Source organism: Streptomyces sp. NPDC059092 (genome assembly GCF_042756365.1).
In the GTDB taxonomy this organism is placed as follows: Bacteria; Actinomycetota; Actinomycetes; order Streptomycetales; family Streptomycetaceae; genus Streptomyces.
This window is the reverse complement of record NZ_JBHZEJ010000004.1, coordinates 84,632-106,461: the sequence shown is the minus strand read 5'-3', so window position 1 is coordinate 106,461 and position 21,830 is coordinate 84,632. Positions and strand designations below refer to the sequence as shown.

Genomic DNA, 21,830 nt, shown 5'->3' with positions numbered 1-21,830 from the left:
TTCCTCCAGTGAGGTGGGCGAACAGGTGCTGACGAGCGGGGGGTTGAGCGTGCGGTGCGACGCCCGCAGACGTCGGGTCAGCCGCTTTCCGGGGCTTCGTAGGTGGCCGCGTTGATCGCCTCGGCCACCGTGGCCACGTAAGGCTGCCGGACGACGCCGTAGTGGGTGGTGTCGAGCGGATGCCAGGAGCACGACTCCGTGAGGTACGGCCGCCACCGCCCCCACTGCTCCTCCGGCGACCCGAGTGAGGGGACGCCCGCCACCGGCTGCCGCGCCAGCCACAACCGCGCGGGGGTGGCCGTGAGCCGCCGTACCTCGTGCGTGGCCATGCTGCGCAGATTGGCCCGGCAGCACGCGGCGAGCCGTTCGGCGTAGGCCCGCGCGTGCTCACCGGACGCCGCACCCCCGCTGGAGCCGAGTTCGGCCGCGAACACCGTGTCGAGCTGGGCCTCGTCGTACGCCTGGAAGCGTGCACCGGAGCCAGGCGGGGGCGGGTCGAGCAGGTCGAGCGAGGCCACCGGGTGGCCTGCTGTCTCGGCCTCGACGGCCATCTCCGCGGCCACCCAGGCGCCGAAGGACCAGCCGGCCAGCCGGAACCGCCACTCCTCGGCGGGGAACCGCGCGACGAGCGCCGCGTGGTAGCGCCGGGCCCGATCGGCCAGCGTCCACTCGGGCAGACCGGGCCGGCGGAGCGCCGGGTCGGCGATGAGACAGACGGTCAGCCGCGGGTCGAGCGCCGTGACCAGCGACCGGTACGCCTGGATGTCGCCGCCGACCGGGTGCACCAGGCACAGCACCTCGGGCCCGGTGCCCTCCTGCCAGATCTCCAGCTCCACGTCGGGGGACGTCCCGTCGTGGGCTGTCGTGGCCAGTCGGGTCAGGATCTCGGTGAGGGAGACCCGGTGGCTGAGCCAGGACAGTTCGAGCTCGACCCCGAAGTGCCGTTTGGCCTCGCTGATCAGGTCCAGCATGGTCAGCGAGTCGGCGCCCAGGTCGTAGAGCGGGACGTCCGGGTCGAGTCGGTCCACCCCCATCCACTCACACAGCCGGTCGGTGAGCAGCTCCACCGCGTCCTTCGCGGGCCTGACCGTTTCCGCCGGGGCAGCCGGGAAGTGCTCCACCGGCTCCTCGTAGAACACCCGGGACGCGTCGAGATCCGTGGTGGAGACCAGGAGTTGCGGCAGCCGCAGCGCGAGGGCCCGCCCGAACAGCCGCTTTCCCTCCGCCACGGTCAGACCGACCGCGAGGTGCGCCTGATGGCGGGCGTCCGCGCGCGGCGCCCGCAACGCCATGCCCGCCTCGCGCCACACATCCCAGTTGACGGTGAGCCGCGCCGTGGTCTCCCCGTCACCGGACCGGTGGTGGGCGAAGCCGTCGAGCAGCGCGTTGGACGCCGCGTAGTCGAACTGGCCGACCCCGCCGAGCAGCGCCGACATCGAGGAGCAGTAGACCGCGAGCCCCGGCAGATAGCGAGCGATCAGCAGCTCCGTCAGCAGCGCGCCCCGCACCTTGGCCGCCGTCGCCGCACGCATCGCGGTGACGTCACGCCGTACGAGCAGGCCGCCCGCCGCCACTCCAGCCGCGTGGATCACACTGTCGAGGCGGCCGGTCCGTCCGCCGATCAGGGCCGCGATCTCCTCGGGCGCCGACCCCGCGAGGTCCGCTCCGATCAGCTCGACCCGGTCGGCCCAGGGCGTCAACTCCGCCGGGAGCACGGGCTTTCGGGCCAGGAGGAGAACCCGGCCGCCGGTACGCTCCAGCAGCCAGGCAGCGACGGCGGTGCCGATCCCGCCCGTACCTCCCAGGACGAGATGGACGCCGTCGGCGCCCGCCATGTCCTCCGCGCCGTCCGGGCCGCCCGTGTCGTGCCCGCCCGCGGACACCGGAAGGGTGATCCGCTCCCACCAGAAACCTTGCCGCAGGGCGAGCTGCCCCGGCAGCGCGGGCGCGGCGTCGGTGTCATCGGTTGCGGCCAGCAGCGCCGCCACCCGTGGGGCCCAGTCGGCCGGATCCGCGCTCGGGAGATCCAGCCAGTGTCCGGCCACCGCCCTTTCCTGCGGGGCTACTTCGACTGCGCCGGCCAGCAGGTTCGCCTCCGGCCGCCGTACGGGGCCGTCCACCGGCGTCGCCCCGTACGACAGCCACCACGGGCGCATCCGCGGCGCCCCGGGCGCTTCGGCCACCGCACGCAGCAGGGCGGCCGGTGTGTCCAGGCAGGCCCAGTGGGCGCGCTCCAGGGTGCCGGCGCCGACCGGTCCTTCGAGCCCCAGCGGCAGCGCGTGCAGCCAGTCGATGCCGTCGCGGCCCGCCTCGGCCAGCGCGTCGAGGAGTGCGCGCAGGGACGCGGGGTCCGCCGGGTCGACCTCGTACCCACCGTCGTCCCGCCGCGCGAACCCACCGGCGGCGACGACCCGCACCACCCGGGCGTGGGCGGCTTCGAAGGCGCGGAGCGCCTCCGGCCGTACGGCGCCGTCCGTCATCACCACCAGGAGGCGGGAGGAGGGGGACGCGGTGGTGGCGGCGTGGCGCAGCCGTACCCATTGCGGCTGGTGCAGCCACGCGGCCTCCGGAAGCCGTCGCGGCCCCTCCTCGACCGCCCGGCCGGGCGCGGGACCACTCCCGTCGGCCGGGCGCGCGGCGCGCGCGAAGTCGTACTCGGCCGTCGCGAAGGCGGGCGCGGGGAAGTCCCACGGTGCCTGCGCGGGACCCGCGGGCCAGTCGACCGGCCGCCCGGACGCGAACGCCTCGGCCAGCTCCCGCGCCGTACGACCGGCCGCCGGGACCGGGTCCCCGGCCGGGGTCACGGCGACCGGGACCGCCGTACGCAGCCACTCCACGGCCTGGGCAGCGTCCTGGCAGACCGCCGCGATCCGCCAGCGACGCGCGGGCCGGCCCGCCTGCACATGGCGCAGGACGTCTCCGTACGCCTCGGGGCGGACGGTCAGATACGCGGCGATGCGGGCGGCGTCGGCGCGCAGTCCGCTCTCGCTGCTGCTCGACAGCGTCAGACACGGTGTGACGTCGACGGGCACGGCGGGCGCGGCGGGCGCGGGCGCCGCCGAGGCGAACGCCGCGTCCCGCGCGGCCGCTTCGACGATCACATGGGCGTTGGTGCCGCCGATGCCGAAGCTGCTGACCGCCGCCACCCGGTCCCGCCCGGTGGGCCAGGGACGTGCCTCGGCCGGGATGTAGAACGGCGTCGGGTCCGGCCCGATCCGCGGGCTGAGGGCGCGGAAGTCGGAGTGCGGCGGGATGAGTCGGTGGTGGACGGCGAGAGTCGCCCGTATCAGCCCGACCACCCCGGCCGCCGCGCCGAGGTGCCCGATCTGGCTCTTGACCGAACTCAGGGCGCAGCGGCCGGACTCCGTCACGTCGAACGCCTGGCGCAGGGCGGCGACCTCGACCGGGTCGCCCAGCGCGGTGCCGGTGCCGTGTGCCTCCACATAGCCGAGGTCGGCCCCGGTCCGGCCGCCACGGCGCAGGGCGGCCCGGATCACCTCACGCTGGCCGGTGAGGGAGGGCGCGCTGTAACTGAGCTTGTCGGAGCCGTCGTTGTTGAGGGCCGAGCCGGTGATCACCGAGTAGACGGTGTCGCCGTCGCGCTCGGCCAGGCTCAGCGGTTTGAGCACCACCACCCCGACACCACTGGAACCGATGGTGCCGCTCGCGTCGTCGCTGAAGGGCCGGCAGTGGCCGTCCACCGAGAAGATGTGCTGCGGCCGGTAGCGGTAGCCGCCGGCCAGTTCCATGTCGATCAGAACGCCGCCCGCCAGCATCACCTCGGCGTCGCCCTGGCGGAGCAGACCGGCCGCGAGATGGACGGCGACCAGTGAACTGGCGCAGGCGGCCTGGGCGGTGAAGGCGGGACCCGTCAGACCGAGGTGGTAGGCGGCCTTGGTGGCGAGGAAGTCCTTCTCGTGGTGCAGGGCGAGCTGGAAGCCGTCGGGCAGGAGGGCGGGGTCGGCCTCGCGCAGCATGGCCTGGAAGTACGTGTTCTCCCCGGCGCCGGCGATCAGCCCCACGCTCAGGGCGGACGGATCGGCGATGCCCGCGTGGGCCAGCGCGTCCGCGCAGCTCATCAGCAGATGACGCTGCTGCGGGTCCATCAGCCTGGCCTCCTGCCGGCTGAGGGAGAAGTGCTCGGGGTCGAAGGCGAGCGGGTCGTCCAGCAGGCTGCGCGCCCCGACGACGCCGTCGGGGGCGTCGAAGTACTCGATACCGCTGCCGCCGGTCCGCACCATCTCCCAGAACGCGCCGAGACCGGCCGCGCCCGGTACCCGTACCGCCATGCCGATGACGGCGATGGGCTCACCGTCCGTGGCACCGGGCCGGCTCGCGGCCGGCCGTGTCGCGGGTGCCTGGCCGTCGAGGAAGCGGGCCAGCGCGCGGAGTGTGACGTGTTCGAACAGGTCGGCGACGGTGAGGCGCAGGCCCAGTTCGGTGGTGCAGCGCAGATGGAAGCGCATCAGACCGAGGCTCGACGCCCCGGCGTCGAAGAAGGTCTGGTCGGGTCCGATGGGCGAGCCAGTCGCCGCCTCGAACGCGGCGGCCAGCCGCGCTTCCCGTCCCGAAGGATCGTCCGGCGCCGTCTCCGGGGGTACGGTCGCGGCGTCGGCCGGTCCCTCGGTGTCGCGGGGCAGCTCCTCGCCGGGGGCCCGTAGCGCGCCGTCCCGGTCGAGTTTGCCGCTGGGGGTACGCGGCAGGGCGTCCAGCCGCCGGAAGCGGTCGATCCGTACGTACGGCGGCAGCAGCGGCGCGAGATGCGCCCTGAGCGCCCGGACGGTCGGTGTGCCGGTGTGGGTGTGGGTGCCGGTGTGGGTGTCGGTCTCCGGTGGCTGGGACGCCCGTGTGCCGGCCGCCGCCGACCGGTCGCGGAACTGGAGGCAGGCCACGAGACGTTCGCCGTCACGCACCACCACGGCCTGCACGATCTCCGGGTGGCGCAGCAGGGCCGCCTCGACCTCGCCCAGCTCCAGCCGGTGGCCGCTCAGCTTGATCTGCTGGTCGTCGCGGCCCCGGTAGTGCAGCAGGCCCTCCCGGTCGAAGGAGGCGCGGTCGCCGCTGCGGTAGAAGAGGCCGAGACCGGGCACCTCCACGAACCGCGCCTCGTTGAGCGCCGGATCGCCGAGGTAGCAGCGGGTGACCATCGTTCCGCCGATCAGCAGATCGCCCGTGCACCCGGGCGGAACCGGCTCGCCCGTCTCGTCCACCACACGCAGGACGGCGCCCGCGACCGGCCGCCCGATGGCGGGGCGTTCCGGCCACCGGGAGGGGGCGCCGTCGAGGCGCAGCGCGCTCACCACGTGCGTCTCGGTGGGACCGTAGTGGTTGAACAGCCGGGCCCCCGGCATCCCCGCGAACCACCGCCGGATGGCGTCGGTGCAGACGAGTTGTTCGCCCGCGGTCACCACCTCGCGCAGCCGTGTGGGGTAGCGGCCGAGGTGGACGGCGTGTTCGGCGAGGAGTTGCAGCGCCACGTACGGCATGAAGACGCGCTCCGCGCCGGCCGCCTCCAGTTGGGCGAGGAGCGCCGGGGGATCCTGTCGCCAGGCGGGCCGTACGAGGTGGAGACGGCCGCCGCCGCAGAGAGTGCCGAAGATCTCCTGGAAGGAGACGTCGAAGGAGAGCATGGAGAACTGCTGGGTGGCGGCGGGGGCCGCGAGACCGCCGGACGCGGCCTGCCACTGGAGCAGGTTGCACAGCGTACGGTCGGACACCCGCACCCCCTTGGGGACACCGGTGGAGCCCGAGGTGAACAGGGTGTAGAGCGGCCGGGCACCGCTGTGCGGTGGTACGGGCGGGACCGCCGCCTCCGCCCCGGTCGCCGTCGACAGGGTGACGGTGTGACGTGCGATGCCGCCCGGGTCGACGGCGTCGAACGCGGCCTCCCCGCCCGGCGGGAGCAGGACGCAGAGCGGACGCACCCGTTCCAGGATCTGCCGCAGCAGGGCCGGCGGGTAGGACGGGTCGAGCGGTACGACGGTCAGATTGAGCCGGGCCAGGGCCAGCAGCGCCACCACGTGCTCGACGGAGGGTTCGAGGTGGAGCGCGACATGGCAGGGGGCGTCGTCCTGCGATGGCAGCGGGTACGCGGTGCGCAGTTCGGCCGCGAGGGCCGCCGCGTAGGCGTCGAGGCCGGCGTAACTGATGTCGCGCGCACCGTCGTTGAGGGCCGGCGCGCCGGGCGCCCTGGCGACCTGGCGGGCGAACCCCTCCGCCACCGTCGTCCAGGCCAGGGGCGCGGTCACGCCCCGTCCGGGGTCGGGCAGGGTACGGCGGTACGGCGCCGCCAGTTCGGCCGGGGTCGTGGCCGCCCCGCCGGCGAGCAGGTCGAGGGCGCGGGTGAACAGGTCGGCCAGCGCCGCCACTTCGGCCGCACTGAAGTGGTCGTCGGCGTACTCCCACAGGCAGTCGAGACCGTCCGGGCGCTCGACCACGGAGAGCGTCATCGGGCACTTGGCCTCGGCGGGCGCCCACCACAGGGGCCGGGAGTCGCACCCCGGCAGGGCCAGCGCGCCGAAGTCGGTGTTCTCCAGCACGAACAGGAAGTCGAACGGCGACGTGCCGACGCCGCCCGTACGGCCGCCCGCCGCACCCGCGCCGCTCTCCCGGTCGGCCAGCGCATCTGCCAGTGCCACGTCCTGCCGCTCCAGCACCGCCCGCGCACCGGCGCCCAGCCGGGCCACCTGGCCGCGCAGGCCGTCGCGGGGCGCGACGGTCAGCGGCAGCAGCACGGTGTTGGCGAACATCCCCACACTGTCCTCGAACTCCCGCACCGGCCGGTTGGCCACGGGGCCGGCCAGCCGCGGCCGGGTCAGGCCGGTCACTCCGTACAGAGCGCACGCGAAGACACCGAACAGCAACTCGAAACGGGTCAGACCGAGTTCGGTGCGGATCCGGTCGACGGAGGCGCGGCGTCCGGTGTCGAGCGAGGTGTGCAGCAGCCGCCCGGCGGAGAGGGCGTGGCCGGTGGCCGGTACGGCCTGCTGGTCCACCGTCGCCGCCGGGCCCGTGTAGTGGTCGCGCAGCGCGCGGCGCTGCTCCCGGTAGGCGGGGCTGGTGAACCAGTCGCTCTGCCAGAGCGCGTAGTCGAGCGGGGTGGGTGCGCCGGACTCGGGCCGCGGCGCGGGCTCCGCCGACGCCGGTGTGTCCGCGTCCCGGAGCGCGTCGGCGTAACCGGCCGACAGGTCGGCCAGCAGGACGTTGAGGGACCAGCCGTCGACCGCGATGTGGTGCAGGTGCAGCAGCAGCATCCCGCCGCCGTCCCCCGGCAACCAGCACGCCCGGAACATCCGGGGCTCCGACAGCTCGAAGGGCCGGCCGAAGAACGCGTCGGTGAAGGACGGGGCGCCCGCCCCGTCGCCGGGACCGGGTTCGCTCCAGGGATCGTACGGGTCGCCCACCACCTGGCGCAGCCCCTCGGGCGCCGCCTCGAAGCCCGTACGGAGCGCCGGGTGACGCTCGACCAGTCCGCGCAGCGCCCGGCGCAGGGCGGCCGCGTCGACCGCACCGTCCAGCCGGAACGCCTGGCCCACGTGGTACGCCCGGGAGCCCGGGGAGCGCTGTTGCAGGAACCACAGGCGCTGCTGTTCGGTGGTGGCCGGCGCGGTCCGGGCCCCGGAGGGCGCGGCGGGCACCGGACGGGGCGCGCCACCGGACACACGGCCGGCCGGGGCGCCGGTCGCGCCCCCGGCCGTGTCGCCCACCGCCTCGGCGATCCCGGCGAGGGTTCCGTCGAGCACGGCCGTCTGCGGCAGCTCGGCACCCCAGCGCCGCCGCACCTCGAAGCGCAGCCGCAAGGCCTTGAGCGAGTCGCCGCCGAGGGCGATCCAGCGGTCGTCGAGGCGCGGGTCCGGTACGCCGAGGATCCCCGAGGCCAGGTCGAGCACCTCGCGCTGCCGGGCGGTGACCGCGACCGGGTCCCCGCCGTTGTCGGGGCGCCAGACCGGGACGGAGCGGCGCAGCAGAGCGGCCTGGTCGACCTTGCCGTTGGTGGTGCGGGGGAGGGCGTCGACCCGGTGGAGGCGGTGCGGGCGCATGTAGCCGGGCAGCCCGGCCGCGAGATGGCGGTCGAACTCCTCGAAGGGCACCTCCCGCCCGAACACCACGTACGCCAGCAGCTCGTTCGGCCCGTGCTCCCCGTCGCGGCGGGTGCACACGTACGCCTGGCGCACGGCGGGGTGCGCCACGATCCGCCGCTCCACCTCGCCCGGCTCGATCCGGAAGCCGCGGACCTTCACCTGGCGGTCGGCGCGCCCGACGTACTCGACGACACCGTCGGCGTCCGCGCGTACGAGGTCACCGGTGCGGTAGTGGCGCGTACGGCCGCCGTCGTGCCAGGGGAGCCGGACGAAGCGGCGTTCGGTCTCCTCGGGGAGGTTGCGGTACCCGGCCGCGAGGCCCGCGCCGGACAGCAGGAGTTCGGCCGTCTCGCCGGGCGCGGCCGTCCGTTCCGTACCGGGGACCACCAGCAGGGTCCCGGTCTCCGGCAGCGCCCGCCCGATCGGTACGCGGTCCCCGCCGAAGTCGCGCGGGACGGGATGGCACAGGGCGAACGTGGTCGCCTCCGTCGGCCCGTAGACGTTGTGGAGCCGGGTCGCGCTCGTCGCGTTGTGCGCGTACCAGCGGCGTATCAGCGCCGCGTTGAGCTGTTCGCCGCCCACCAGGACCTGGCCGGTCCCGGAGAAGCAGTCGGGCACCGTGTCGACGACCGCGTTGAACAGTGCCGTCGTGACGAACGCCGTGTCGATGCGCTCGCGCTCCAGCGCCGCCGCCAGCTCGTGCGGGGTACGGACGGCCTCGTCGCCGAGGACCACACACCGGCCGCCGGTGAGCAGCGGCACCCAGACCTCGAAACTCAGCGCGTCGAAGGCGGGGTTGGCGAGCCAGGCGTAGCGCGCGCCCTCGGCCGTGCGCAGGTAGCCGGGCATGGCCAGCCGCAGGATTCCGGCGTCCCGCACCTCAACGCCCTTGGGAACGCCTGTCGTTCCCGAGGTGTAGAAGAGGAAGGAGACCTCCGGATCCGGGAACGGCGTTTCGGGGAAGTCCTGTTGTTCCGGGCCGTCCGTGTCCGTGGCGAGGAGCGCGCCGACCGGCAGAGGGCGTACGGAGTCCGGCAGGGTGCCGGTGGTGTGAGGGGCGTCCGCTGTGCTCCGGGCGTCCGGGGGCGTCCCGTCGTGGATCACCGCCACACTGGCCGAGTCGGTGAGGATGTGGCGGCGGCGCTCCGGCGGGCTCTGGAGGTCCAGGGGGACGACACGGGCGCCGAGCCGCAGCACACCGAGCATCGCGCAGACCAGCCGCCAGGAGCGGGGCAGGGCCAGGGCCACCGCGTCCCCCGGGCGGACCCCGGCGCGGCGCAGACCCTCGGCCACCGCCCCTGCGGCGGCGACGAGTTCACCGTAGTCGAGCCGTCGCTCCCCGTCGGCCACGGCGACGGCGCGCGGGGTGCGCAGCGCCTGCTCGTACACCGCTCGGGCCAGGCCGCCTGCCGGTCTCATCGTGCCTCCCGCGTGACGGAGGCGTGCCGGGTCAGCTCCGCGGTGATCAGCTCGGCCACCCGGGGCACCTCGTCGCTCTCCAGCATGTCCCAGTGGCCGCACGCCACCGGCTCGGTCAACCACCCCTGTCCGGAGCGCCGTTGCCAGAACTCGCGCACCTCGGACCCGTCCTCGCCGTCCGCGGTGGCCTGGACGAACACCAGCCGGGCCGCCGACGGCGGGGGCAGATAGTCCCGGGCGGTCCTCCGGTTGTGGTTGTAGATACGGAAGTACCGGTCGATCTGGGCGTCCTCGATGCCCGGGTACATCCCGTTGAACCGGACGAGCTTCTCCCGGAACTCGGCCGCGTCCACCGGCTCGACCGCCGTGCGCAGGGCCGCGTCCTCCGTCCCGTGGGTGTCGAGCAGGACCACACTCAGCCGGGTGTGTCCTGCCGCCGCCAGCCGCCGCCCCATCTCGTGGGCGACCAGACCGCCGTACGAGAGCCCGCACAGCACCAGGGACTCACCGGGTTGCGGGTCGACGCGTTTCAGATACTCCTCCGCCATGGCCTCCACGCTCGGCAGCGGCAGCTCGCCCGCGTCGACACCGGGGGACTGGATGCCCTGGACCCCGACCTCCGCCGGCAGCGCGGCGGCCAGCGACAGGTAGCAGAACGCGGTGCCGCCGGCCGGATGGACACAGACCACCCGCCGCTCCCCGTCACCCGCGCGGAACTCGATGAGGTGGTCGTCGGGGCCGTCCGGCCCCGGCCGCCCCGTGGCCCCCTTGCGCAGCCGCTCGGCCAGCGCCTCGACGGTCGGATGCAGCAGGATGTCCCGGATCGGCAGCTCCTCGCCGAACTCCTCGTGGACGGCGTGGGCCACCTTGATGGCGGAGATCGACGTCCCGCCCAGGTCGAAGAAGTTGTCGGTGATGCCGATCCGGGGATGGAGCAGCAGCCGGCTCCAGATCCGGTGGAGCGCCATCTCCACATGGTCGCGCGGGGTGCCCGTGTTGACCTGGGACGGCAGCGCGGCCCTGGAGCGCTCCAGCAGCTCCGTACGGTCCAGCTTGCCGCTCCGGTTCAGCGGCAGGTGCGGCAGTTCGACGAAGACCGAGGGGATCATGTAGTCGGGCAGCCGCTCCGCGAGCGCCGCACGCCACGCGTGCGGCGGCCGGGGCTCGGCGTCGCCCCGGCCGACGCCCGCCACCAGACGCGGCTCCCCGGGGCCCGTACGGTCGACGAGTACGGCCGCCTCCCGCACGGCGTCCAGCGCCAGCAGCGCCGCCTCCACCTCGCCGGGTTCGATCCGGAAACCGCGCAGCTTGATCTGGTCGTCCACCCGGCCCGCGTAGGTGGCGTTGCCGTCCGGCAGCCACCGCGCCAGGTCGCCCGTACGGTACATCCGCTCGCCGGGCACGAACGGGTCGGGCACGAACCGTTCCGCCGTCAGGTCAGGGCGGTGCGCGTAGCCCAGGGCCAGGCTCGCCCCCGCTACGCAGACCTCGCCCGCCACCCCCGGCGGCACCGGCCGCCGCCGCTCGTCCAGCAGATAGAGCCGGGTGCCCGGCAGGGGCCTGCCGATCGGGCAGGGCCGCTCCAGCGGCCGGAAGTCGGTGTACGCGGTCGTGTACAGGGTGGCCTCGGTCGGCCCGTAGCCGTAACAGATACGCAGCGCGGGCAGGATCTGCCGCATCCGGTACAGCGCAGTCTCGGGCAGGGACTCCACCCCGGTCAGCAACTGGCGCAGGGCCAGCCCCTCCAGACGGGCCTCCGGAGCCTCGTCGATCCACTTGACGTAGGCCGGGGGCAGGAAGGCCTGCGTGACGCGGTGCTCCCGCAGCCAGCCCATCAGCGCCTGAGGGTCGCCGCGCAGCGCGTCGGGGACCAGGTGCAGTACGGCGCCGGTCGTGAGCGGCAGGAGGAGTTCGTGCACCGAGGCGTCGAAGCCGATGCTCGACCAGGCCGACGCCGCCTCGCCGGGGGCGTCCCCGAACCGCGCCAGCCACTGGTCGAACAGGTTGGTCACCGATCCGTGCGTCACCACGACGCCCTTGGGGCGGCCGGTCGAGCCGGAGGTGTAGATGACGTACGCCGGATCCGACGGGCGGACCGCGACCCGGGGGGCGTCGTCACGCGCGCCCTCCGCCTCGACCCCGGTGAGGGAACACCAGCCGGCCGGCCGCGCGGCGAGATCGCTCAGCACCAGTGCGGGCCGGGCGTCCTCCACCATCGCGGCCAGCCGGTCGGCGGGCTGGCCGGGGTCGAGCGGCAGATAGGCGGCCCCGGCCTTGAGTATGCCGAGCACCCCCACCACCAGCTCCGCCGACCGCCCGGCGTGCAGGCCCACCACCTCGCCGGGGCCGGCGCCGCGGGCGATCAGGGCGTGGGCCAGCCTGTTGACGCGCCGCTCCAGCGCGGTGCGGTCCAGCCGCGTTCCCCCGGCCACCAGGGCGGCGCCGCCGGGGCCGCGGCGTACCTGCGCCTCGAAGCGCTCGACGAGGGAGAGCCCGGGGCCTGCCGGGCTCGGCTCCGCGGTGCTCCAGTTCGCCAGCAGCTCCCGCCGCTCCCGCGTGTCCATGAGGGCAAGGTCCGCGATCTCCCGGTCGGGCCGCTCGGCCATCTGTGCCAGCACCCGGGGCAGGTAGCGCGCGTACCGCTCGACCGTCTCCCGGTCGAACAGGGCACTCGCGTAGTCCAGATCGCCGACGATCCGGCCGTCCTCCTCCGTCAGCGCGAGCACCAGGTCGAACTTGGCGGGCGCGTACGGGATGTCCAGCGGCTCCGTCTCGACGCCGGGCAGCTCCAGCAGGCCCCGCAGCGACGGGACCCACGCGAACATGGTCTGGAAGAGCGGCGAGTACGCGGGGCTGCGCGGCGGATTGACCAGCTCCACCACCCGCTCGAACGGCAGGTCGCTGTGGTGCAGGGCGCCGCGGAGCGCGCCGCGCACGCGGTGCAGCATGTCCGCGCCCGTCGGGGTTCCCGAGAGGTCGACCCGCAGGGCGAGCGTGTTGACGAAGAAGCCCATCAGCCCGGCGACATCGCCGCGGCGCCGGTTCGCCGTCGGCGCGCCGACAACGATGTCGGACTGCCGGGTCAGATGCCGGAGCACCACGGACCAGCCGGCCAGCAGGGTCGCGTACAGGGTGACGCCCTGCCGCTCCGCGAGGTCCTTCAGCGCCGCCGTGAGCGGCGCGTCGAGGTGGACCGGCACCCGGCCGCCCCGGAAGTCCTGCTCGGGAGGGCGCGGCCGGTCGGTCGGCAGCTCCAGCAGCGGCGGGGCGTCGGCCAGCGTCCCGGTCCAGTAGGCGCTCTGGGCGGCGTACTCCTGCGCGGCGCCGGGCTCCTCGCCGGCCAGCCACCGCCGCTGCCAGGCCGCGTGGTCGGCGTACCGCGAGGTCAGCGGGGGCAGCACGCTGCCCGCTACCACGTCTTCGCCCCGCGTCAACGCGGAGTGCAGCAGACCCAGTTCGCGCAGCATGATGTCCCGGGACGCCCCGTCGAACACGATGTGGTGCACCGTGATGAGCAGGACGTGGTGGTCCTCGCCCAGCACCAGCAGCCGGCCACGGGCCGGCGCGCCCCGGCCGAGATCGAACGGCGCCGCGCACTCCTCGTACCGCCGGGCGGCGAGCCGGGTGTCCGCGTCCGGATGCCCCGTCAGATCCTCCACCACGAGTCCGAACCCGGTCTCCGGCGGGTCGATCCACTGGCACGCCTCGCCGTCCACGAGGACGATCCGGGTACGCAGCGACTCGTGCCGGGCGGCCAGCGCGTCGAGGGCCCGGCGCAGTACGGTACGGTCCAGCGGCCCCCGCAGGGAGAAGGCCACCGGTTCGTTGTACGCCTCGCCGCCCCCCTCCCGCTGTGCCAGCACCCACAACCGCTGCTGCGTCGGCGACAGCGGCACCGGCGTGCCCCGCCGCGTGTGCGGCTCGCCGCCGGGGGCCCGGATCGCGCGCTGCCGCGCGGTGGCCGTGGTGCGGGAAGTGTCCGAGGAGCTGCGTATCGCCGACAAGACCAGCCCTTTCCCCTGGGGGAAGCTCAGTGGGGGAGTGAGTTCGCGGGTGGGTGTGACAGGCGCGGCGGACGTCGTCGTCACGCGCGGAGCGCTTCGCGCCTCCGCGGAGCGCCGTCGCACCTGCGGTGGTTGTCTGTCCGTGCCCGTGTCAGACAGTGTCAGTGTGCGGGGCGGTGTGCGTGTCAGTGTGCATGGCGGTGTGTATGGCAGTGTGGGTGGAGCTGTCGGTGCCGTCGGTACGGGTGTGCCGGTACCCGTACCCGTGCTGTACGCGTGCGTACGTCGGTGCGTGTCGACCGACCGGATGCCGGGCCACCGACAACCGATCGGAGTCGCTGGCTCGATGATGATTGGACATGATTCTGATCATGTCAATGGTCGCCCTGGGTGCGGCCGTTCACGGCCCGGTGCAGTTGCTGACGGCAATTGACCGTGAACGCCGGGGCGGTTGAGCGGACGGAACAGCATCTCGCGGAGGGCGCGTCAGGTTTCCGCCGGGCGGCCGCGGGACCGTACGGCTGACCCGTTCCGACCTGCTCGTGAGGCCTCAGGTCCGCTCCGCGGTGCCCGTACGATCCTGCCGCCCTGCCCTTCCGGGCACCTGGCGCGCGCGCCTTCCCCGTCCGCCCCGCGCCCCTCTGGTGTGCTGGGCCCCATGACGCCGACCTCCGCAGCGGGGCCGCTGCGCCGGATGACCGCGCGCAGCCGTACCGAGGCGCACCGCACCGCGACCCCGCTGGAACTCTTCTTCGACCTGTGCTTCGTCGTGGCGGTCGCCCAGGCGGGGACCCAGCTCGTGCACGCGCTCGCCGAGGGGCGTCCGGGCGCCGGGATCGTCGGCTACCTCCTCGTCTTCTGGGGCGTGTGGTGGGCCTGGATGAACTTCACCTGGTTCGCCTCCGCCTACGACTGCGACGACGTCCCCTACCGGATCGCGGTCCTCGTGCAGATCTGCGGGGTGCTCATCTACGCCGCCGGGGTGCCCCGGGCCTTCGTCGACGACGACTGGACCGTCACCGTCCTCGGCTATCTGGTGATGCGGGTGGCGCTGACCGCGCAGTGGCTCCGGGCGGCCCGCTCGGAGCCCGCGGGCCCTGCCCGGCGTACCGCCGCCCGCTACGCGGCCGGCGTGGTGCTCTGCCAGGCCGCGTGGGTGGCGCTGCTGGCCGCGCCGGAGCCGCTGAAGCGCTGGCTGTTCGTGGCCGTGGTCGCGGCCGAACTCCTGGTGCCGGTCGTCGCGGAGCGGGACCACCGGACGCCCTGGCACCCCCACCACATCGAGGAACGGTACGGGCTGTTCACCCTGATCGTGCTGGGCGAGACGATGTCCGCCGCGACCGTCGCCGTCCAGGACGCCCTCGACGGGAGCGAGGCGCTCGGTGGGCTGCTGCCCATCGCGGGAGGGGGCGTCCTCATCGTGTTCGCCGCGTGGTGGGTCTACTTCGCGGTCCCCGCGCACGAGCGGCTGACCAGCAACCGGCGGGCTTTCCAATGGGGTTACGGACATTTCGTGATCTTCGGCTCGGCCGCCGCGATCGGCGCCGGGCTGGAGGTGGCCGTGGAACACGCGGCCGGCGAGGCCCCCATCTCCGCGCTCGCCGCCGCCTCCGCCGTGACCGTACCGGCCGCGCTCTTCCCGATCACGGTCTGGCTGCTGCACGCACGCCACTTCAAGACCGGCGCGGCCCAGCAACTCGTCCTGCCGCTCTCGGCGGTGGCGACGGCCGCCTGCACCTTCGCGGGCGGCTGGGCCGTACTCGCCGCCGGCCTGGTGGCGACGGCGACGGTCGCGGCGGGCGTGACCCTCGCCCGGCACCCCTGACCTGCCCGGGGGCGGCAGGTCAGGGGCGTGCACCACAAGTGGTCCGTCTGCATAGGGTGTCGGCATGTCACTGAGCCGCGTAGTCCTCTCGTCCGGTCGTTCGATCGATCTCACCGTGGTGCGGATGTCCTCGACCTACGACGGGATGCTGGAGGGCTACCCGTGCAAGCGCATCAACGACATGCGGGTCAGGGGCCTCCGGCGGGAGGCCGAAAAGGCGGCTTCCTCCGCGCCGGTCCATCTCGTTCCGCCGCTCCGCGCCTACCCGGACCGGGCCGCGGGCCCCTTCGGCCCTGTCGAGGTGCTGCCGTCCGTGGCGTGCGTCGGCGTCTTCCGCTCGACGGCGGTCGCGCCTGAACTCGACCCGGTACTGCACCGTTCCGCCCTCACCGTGGCCTGGTTCCAGCCAGCCGCGGACATACCGTCGGGTGAGGGCGCCGATCCTGCGCTCCGGAGCATCCGCTGGGAGGAACTGGCCCAGGACCACGAGCTGTAGCCACCCGCGCCGGGCGCGGCCTCCCGCGGACGGCCCGTGGCCCGTGCCGGACGGCGTGGCCCGTGCCGGACGGCGTGGCCCGCACGGGCGGCCGGTGCGGCCCGTGGTCAGGGCTGTTCCGTGATGTCGAGGGTGACCTCCGACAACGGGCAGCCCACGCAGGTCAGTACATAGCCGTCGGCTTTCTGCCGCGGTGTCAGGCAGTTCGGGCCGCTCAGCGCGACCTCTCCGCCGCGGAGCCGCACCATGCAGTCGCCGCAGTTCCCCACCGTGCAGGAGTACGGCATCGGCAGCCCGGCGGCGAGCCCCGCGTCCAGGAGCGACTGGCCGGGCTCGACCACCACCTCGCCGAGCGTCTGCCCGTCCCGCTCGACGGTCATCCGCTGCGGCACGGCCGTGGCGGGCCCGCTGTCCGCCGCGCCGGCGAAGCGCTCGTGGTGCACCCGCTCGTCCGGGACCCCGAGCCCGGCCAGCACCCCCTGGACGGCGTCCATCAGCGGCTCGGGACCGCAGACGTAGTAGTGGGCGTCCGGGGCCGTGGACAGGCCGGTGAACCACCGGCGTACGCCGTCCGCGCCGAGCCGCCCGTCCCGTCGGGTCAGGACGTGTGTGACCGAGAGCCGGTCGGGGTGGTCCTTCGCCAGCCGGGCCAGCTCCCCGGCGAAGATGATCTCCTCCTCGCCGCGGCTGCTGTAGAGCAGCGCGATCCGGTCGCGGCCCCCGCGCACGGCGAGCCGGGCACGGATCATGCTCATCATGGGCGTCACACCACTGCCCGCCGCGACGAGCACGATCTCCTCCGGCGGCCGTGGCCCCGCGTGGAAGGAGCCCGAAGGACCGCGCACCGCCAGACGGTCGCCCGCCCGCAGCTCTCGGTGCGCATGGGTGGAGAAACGGCCGCCCTCGACATGTTTGACGGTGACTTCGAGCCGGCGGGACCCGGGCGCCGACGAGGCCGAGTAGGCCCGCCGCACCGTGCGCCCGTCGATGTCGGCGACGAGCGTGAAGAACTGGCCGGGCCGGAAGCCGAACCGTCCCGGCTTCCCGCCCGCGTCCTCCAGTACGAGGGTGACCGCGCTCGGCGTCTCGACGCGTACCTCGGCGACGCGCACCTCACGCAGCGGGTTCTCCGCCACGCCGCCGTCGGCGGGACGCCGGCGGAAGAGGCCACGGCGCCCGCCGTCCGTACCGGGCGCGACGTCCTCGTACCCCTCCTCGCGCAGCCCGGAGCGGTAGGCACGGTTCATCACCAGCCGCAGCAGCCGGCTCACCCCCGGGACCGCCCCGACGACCTTGAGCAGGAACGCCGGAGGAGCACCCTCGGCGCCTGACGCGTTGGCGGCCAGATGCTCGCCCGCCATCGCCATCATGTCCGGCGCCGTGGCGCGGTCCAGATGCGTGCCGGGGGACCACAGCCGTGCGCGTGCCACGGCGTCGCTGCCGGTCACCTCGGCGTGTTCGACATCGATCAGCAGCGCCAGGTGCGGGGGAGTCCCGCGCAGCGCCATCGTCTCCAGCAGCGCGGGATCGTCGGTGAGCGCGCCGCGCCCGCGGACCCGCAGGACACCGCTGCGCCCGGGGACGAGCGCGGCGAACGAGAGACGGTCGTCCCGCAGCAGGTTGTGGAGCGTGTCGGCCCGCTTGTTGCCCCGGCGGTCGGGGACGACGAGCGTGTGACCGTCCAGGATCCTCAGCGCCGCCCGCCGGTCTCCTCGGGGACTCGTGTCGCTCCCTCCCGAGGCGTCCCAGGTGGACAGCGCGAGGAACGGCGCCGCGGCCAGGAACCCGGCGACGCCGGGGGCGGACAGGGGCCCGTCGCCAGTCGGGGCGTCGGCCCGCCCCGCGGGCTCGGCCGGTACGGGCGGCTGCTGCCACAGGCGGGACCGCAGGACGGCCTGCGCGCAGTGCACGTACGCCTCCTCGACGTCGACCGTCGTCCGGGCGCCCCGGCGCGCGGCCACCGAGCCGTTGACGCGCAGGAGTTCCCCGACGCCCGGCAGGAGGAAGAAGAACGAGACCGGACCGCACGGATCGCCCGCCTCGGGCAGCGAGAACGAGATCCGCGTGGGCGAGTGGACCCGTACGAACCCCGGAGCGCCGCCGAGGAAGGTCGTTCTGCTGGTGCCGTCGGCGTCCCGGTAGCCGAAGGCAGCGACCGGACTCCGCGCGAGGACGGTCCGGCACCCCTCGTCCAGGGCGCCGATCTGCTTGAGCATGATCATCGGTGCCGGGCGGCCGACGACCGCCTCGATCTCGCCCGCCGTCGTCAGCCGGCGCAGGGTGCGGACGGGGGAGCCGGGGCGCGGCTCGGGCGGGTGCGCCCCGGACAGGTGCGGCTCCGGCAGGTGCGCCCCGGACAGATGCGGCTCGGGCAGGTGCGCCTCAGGGATCACGAGAGGCCACCTCCCTCGGGGATGGAGGTTTCTCCGCAGGTCATGAGGCTATTCTGAGCAATGGCTCAGTTCTTTGGCTACTCGCTTTTCGCGTCGAAAGGAGGCCCGCCGATGCCGTCGGCCGACCGTCGTCTTCAGCCACGTCGCAAGCCCCGTCAAGTGCGTGCCGAACTCACCCGCGAGCGCATCCTCGCCGCCGCTGCTCACGTTTTCGCCGAGTACGGCTACGCCGCCGGCACCACCAACCGCATCGCCGGACACGCCCGCGTCTCCATCGGCTCGCTGTACCAGTACTTCCCGAACAAGGACGCGCTCCTCGCCGAGTTGATGGTGCGCCACATCGACCGGGGCACCTGGACCGAGGCCGACCGGCTCGACCTGTCCCCCGGGAGCCTGGAACCGCTGGTACGGGCGCTGGTCCGGGATGCGATCGACAACCACCGCGACGATCCCCAACTGCTCCGGATCATGATCGAGGAGACCTCGTTCTCGCAGGATCTGGTCGACGCGATCGACCGGCACGGCAGGAGCCGTGTCGAGCAGGTGCGCGGCCTGCTCGCCCGGCACCCGGACGTCCATGTGCACGACCTGGGCGCCGCGGCGGAGCTGATCGTGTTCACGGTGGAGGCGAACACGCACAAGCTGATGGCCGACCCGCGGACCCTTCCGGTCGAGACGCTGGAGAACGAACTGGTCGACATGGTCACGCGCTATCTGCGCGGGAACGGTGGGGGGAACGGCGCCTAGACGAGTTGTTCCGAAGTCCCGCCTGCGGGGAGGCGCCATGCACGCACATCCGCGGCGTTGTCGTCGGTCAACGACGCTCCGCGTCGCTTCCCTCCTCCGCCTTGCGGCTGCACGCACCTGACACCTCCCCGCCCGCCCCAAGGGGCGGACGGCGCTACTTCGAAACACGCCCTAGAGGCGCCCCGCCTCCACGATCCGGCGCAGGAAGCGCCGCGTACGGTCCTGCCGTGGGGCGCCGAAGACCTCCCGCGGTGTGCCGCGTTCCAGCACCACGCCGCCGTCCAGGAAGCACACCTGGTCGGCGACCTCGCGGGCGAAACCCATCTCGTGGGTGGCCAGCACCATCGTCATCCCCTCGCCCTTGAGGTCCCGTACGACCGACAGGACCTCACCCACCAGTTCGGGGTCGAGCGCCGCCGTGATCTCGTCGAGCAGCAGCAGCCGGGGGCGTACCGCGAGGGCGCGGACGATCGCGGCGCGCTGCTGCTGGCCCCCGCTGAGCCGGTCCGGGTACTCCTGCGCCTTGTCGCCGAGGCCGAGCCGGGCCAGCAGTTCGCGGGCGCGTGCCTCCGCCTCCTCGCGGGGGACGCCGAGGACCCGGCGCGGTGCGAGGGTGATGTTGCGCAGGACCGTCATGTGCGGGAAGAGGTTGTACGACTGGAACACGACGCCGATCAGGCGGCGCACCGCGTCGGCGTCGGCCCGTGGGTCGGTGATCTCCGCCCCGTCGAGGAAGATCGCCCCGTCGTCGATCTCCTCCAGCAGGTTCGCGCAGCGCAGCAGGGTCGACTTGCCGGACCCCGAGGCGCCGATCAGCGCGGTCACGGTGTGCGGGGCCACGTCCAGGGAGACGTCGCGCAGGACGACCCGGTCCCGCCCGAAGGTCTTGCGTACGGACTCCAGGCGGAGCACGGGCGTCGCGCCGTCCCCGCCCCCGGGCGTGTCCGGCGCGTGTGCGGGCGCGGCGTCCGGGGCGTCGGCGGTCATACGGTGCCTCCTTGCGCGCGGCGGCGGTCCATCCGGGCGGTGACCCAGTCCGTGAAGCGGGTCATCGGGATCGTCAGCGCGACGAAGACGAGTCCGGCGACCACGTACGGCGTGTAGTTGAAGTACTTCCCGGTGATGATCTGCGCCGCGTACACGGCGTCCACGGCCCCGGCGATCGAGACGAGGCCGGTGTCCTTCTGGAGCGACACCAGGTCGTTGAGGAGCGGCGGCACCACCCGCCGTACCGCCTGCGGGAGCACCACGTACCGCAGCGTCCGGGCGCTGGACAGCCCCAGTGAACGGGCCGCCGCCCGCTGCGAGGGGTGGACGGACTCGATGCCCGCGCGGAAGACCTCGGCGACATAGGCGGAGTACGTCAGGACGAGCGCGGTGCCGCCGAGGAGCACCGGATCGGTGGTGACGCCCTGGAGCCGCAGCGCCGGTACCCCGAAGACGACCATCAACAGGCAGATGATCAGGGGCAGTCCGCGGAAGAAGTCGGTGTACGCGGTGGCCAGCGCCCGGACCGGGAAGAAGACCGGGCCGCGCAGGGTGCGGGCGACGGCCAGCAGCAGCCCCAGGAGGAGGACACAGACCCCGCAGACCGCCAGCAGCCGCAGGTTGAGCAGCAGCCCGTCGAGGACCCGGGGCAGCGCCATCCGGGCGTACTCGGCGCTGAAGAAGGTCTCGCGGGTGCGCTGCCAGCCCGGCGACCCGGTGATGACGACGAAGAGGACGGCGCCCGTGACCAGGGTGGAGAGCGCGGCGACGGCGGTGGCGCGGCGGGCCCGGAGACGTTTGTACCGTTCGCGTGCGAGCCGCCGCGCCGACGGCGTGTACGGATCGTCTTCGCGGGGCGCGCTGTTCGCACCTTCTTTCGCCGGGTTGTCGCCGTCGTCCTTCTCCACGCGTACGCTCCCGCCGGTCACTTGAGGACCGGCGCGTCGACGGCGTCGGAGAGCCACCGCTTCTCCAGCGCGGCGAGGGTGCCGTCCGCGCGGAGCGTGTCGACCGCCCGCGTGACGCAGGAGGTCAGCGCGCTGCCCTTGTCGAGGACCAGCCCGAACTGCTCGGTCCTGTCGGAGGAGTGGGCGAACTGTCCGACGACCTTCGCCTCGGGGACCTCGGCGGAGGTGATGTAGAACGCGGTCGGCAGATCGACGACGATCGCGTCGACCTGCCCGTTGCGCAGCGCGGACTTGGCGAAGTCGTTCTTCTGGAAGACCGCGGGCCGCCGCGCCGGCTTGATGGTCTCGTCGATCGTGTCGAGGCTCGTGGTGCCGACCTGGGCGCCGAGGGTGGCCCCCTTCAGTTCCCCGGCGCTCCTCGCCCCGGCGTACGGGGAGGACTTCAGCGCGACGACGGCCTGGCGGACGTCGTAGTAGCCGGAGGAGAAGTCGACGGCCCGCTTGCGCTCGTCGCCGATGGAGATCTGGTTGAGGTCGAAGTCGAAGCTCTTGGCGCCCGGCGCGAAGGAGTTGTTGAACGGGACGGTCTGCCAGACGACATCGCTCTTCCCGTAGCCGAGCGCCTTGGCCACGGCGTAGGCGACGGCGGATTCGAAGCCCTTCCCGTTCGCCGGGTCGTCGTCCTGGAACCAGGGCGCGTACGCGGGTCTGTCCGTGCCCACCGTCAGCTTCCCCCTGGTCCCGGTGGCGAGTCCGCCCGCGACGCAGGCGGACGCGGAAGCGCCGGCCGGCGTACCGGCGGCGGACGGCTCCTCCTGTGGGGCGCACCCCGTGGCGGCGGCGACCGTGAGGGCGAGGAGGGCGGGGAGGAGACCCCGGGCGGTGAGGCGCATGGCGGGAGAGTGCCACCGCGCGGGGGTGCCTGTCGAGATCACACCATTGCGGGCGGGTGAATTCCGCGGCGGACGCC

At 73.8% G+C, this 21,830-nt stretch carries 9 protein-coding genes; 3 read left to right on the top strand and 6 right to left on the bottom strand.

All coding sequences use genetic code 11. The features are described from left to right. Positions 1-77 precede the first annotated feature (77 nt). Positions 78-9,500, bottom strand: coding sequence for an amino acid adenylation domain-containing protein (locus ACFXPL_RS04075; RefSeq protein ID WP_384912097.1), 9,423 nt, complete (start codon positions 9,498-9,500; stop codon positions 78-80). After that, on the bottom strand, positions 9,497-13,504 hold the full coding sequence (locus ACFXPL_RS04070; RefSeq protein ID WP_384912094.1) for an amino acid adenylation domain-containing protein: 4,008 nt from the start codon (positions 13,502-13,504) through the stop codon (positions 9,497-9,499). Before ACFXPL_RS04070 ends, ACFXPL_RS04075 begins: the two co-directional genes overlap by 4 nt. 658 nt (positions 13,505-14,162) lie before the next feature. Here ACFXPL_RS04070 and ACFXPL_RS04065 point away from each other — a divergent pair. Continuing rightward, a complete protein-coding gene (locus ACFXPL_RS04065) occupies positions 14,163-15,329 on the top strand; it encodes a low temperature requirement protein A (protein WP_384912091.1) in 1,167 nt (388 codons plus the stop codon). Positions 15,330-15,393: 64 nt separating this feature from the next. Next, entirely contained in the window at positions 15,394-15,825 is a 432-nt protein-coding gene (locus tag ACFXPL_RS04060) for a hypothetical protein (protein ID WP_384912088.1), read from the top strand. Positions 15,826-15,932: 107 nt separating this feature from the next. Here ACFXPL_RS04060 and ACFXPL_RS04055 read toward each other — a convergent pair whose 3' ends face one another. Further along, on the bottom strand, positions 15,933-18,104 hold the full coding sequence (locus ACFXPL_RS04055; protein WP_384912422.1) for a 2Fe-2S iron-sulfur cluster-binding protein: 2,172 nt from the start codon (positions 18,102-18,104) through the stop codon (positions 15,933-15,935). 225 nt (positions 18,105-18,329) lie between these two features. Here ACFXPL_RS04055 and ACFXPL_RS04050 point away from each other — a divergent pair, with 225 nt between their 5' ends. Next, the gene (locus tag ACFXPL_RS04050; protein WP_384912085.1) at positions 18,330-18,965 is read left to right on the top strand and encodes a TetR/AcrR family transcriptional regulator; all 636 of its coding nucleotides are present in this window, start codon (positions 18,330-18,332) and stop codon (positions 18,963-18,965) included. A gap of 171 nt (positions 18,966-19,136) precedes the next feature. On the opposite strand, the gene ACFXPL_RS04045 is transcribed toward ACFXPL_RS04050, so the two are convergent. From ACFXPL_RS04045 to ACFXPL_RS04035, 3 genes are read right to left on the bottom strand one after another with little or no spacing between them, the layout of a single operon-like run. Then, complete coding sequence (locus tag ACFXPL_RS04045; protein WP_384912081.1) at positions 19,137-19,952, bottom strand: amino acid ABC transporter ATP-binding protein; 816 nt, start codon at positions 19,950-19,952, stop codon at positions 19,137-19,139. Continuing rightward, on the bottom strand, positions 19,949-20,860 hold the full coding sequence (locus tag ACFXPL_RS04040; protein WP_384912076.1) for an amino acid ABC transporter permease: 912 nt from the start codon (positions 20,858-20,860) through the stop codon (positions 19,949-19,951). Before ACFXPL_RS04040 ends, ACFXPL_RS04045 begins: the two co-directional genes overlap by 4 nt. 17 nt (positions 20,861-20,877) lie before the next feature. After that, positions 20,878-21,753: an ABC transporter substrate-binding protein gene (locus tag ACFXPL_RS04035; RefSeq protein ID WP_384912073.1), complete on the bottom strand. Its 876-nt coding sequence runs from the start codon at positions 21,751-21,753 to the stop codon at positions 20,878-20,880. Between the last annotated feature and the right edge of the window lie 77 nt (positions 21,754-21,830).

Excerpts from the sequence above, each read along its gene's own strand:
- ACFXPL_RS04060 (WP_384912088.1), top strand. The coding sequence starts at position 15,394 with ATGTCACTGAGCCGCGTAGTCCTCTCGTCCGGTCGTTCGATCGATCTC.
- ACFXPL_RS04045 (WP_384912081.1), bottom strand. The coding sequence starts at position 19,952 with ATGACCGCCGACGCCCCGGACGCCGCGCCCGCACACGCGCCGGACACG.
- ACFXPL_RS04075 (WP_384912097.1), bottom strand. The coding sequence starts at position 9,500 with ATGAGACCGGCAGGCGGCCTGGCCCGAGCGGTGTACGAGCAGGCGCTG.
- ACFXPL_RS04035 (WP_384912073.1), bottom strand. The coding sequence starts at position 21,753 with ATGCGCCTCACCGCCCGGGGTCTCCTCCCCGCCCTCCTCGCCCTCACG.
- ACFXPL_RS04050 (WP_384912085.1), top strand. The coding sequence starts at position 18,330 with ATGCCGTCGGCCGACCGTCGTCTTCAGCCACGTCGCAAGCCCCGTCAA.
- ACFXPL_RS04065 (WP_384912091.1), top strand. The coding sequence starts at position 14,163 with ATGACGCCGACCTCCGCAGCGGGGCCGCTGCGCCGGATGACCGCGCGC.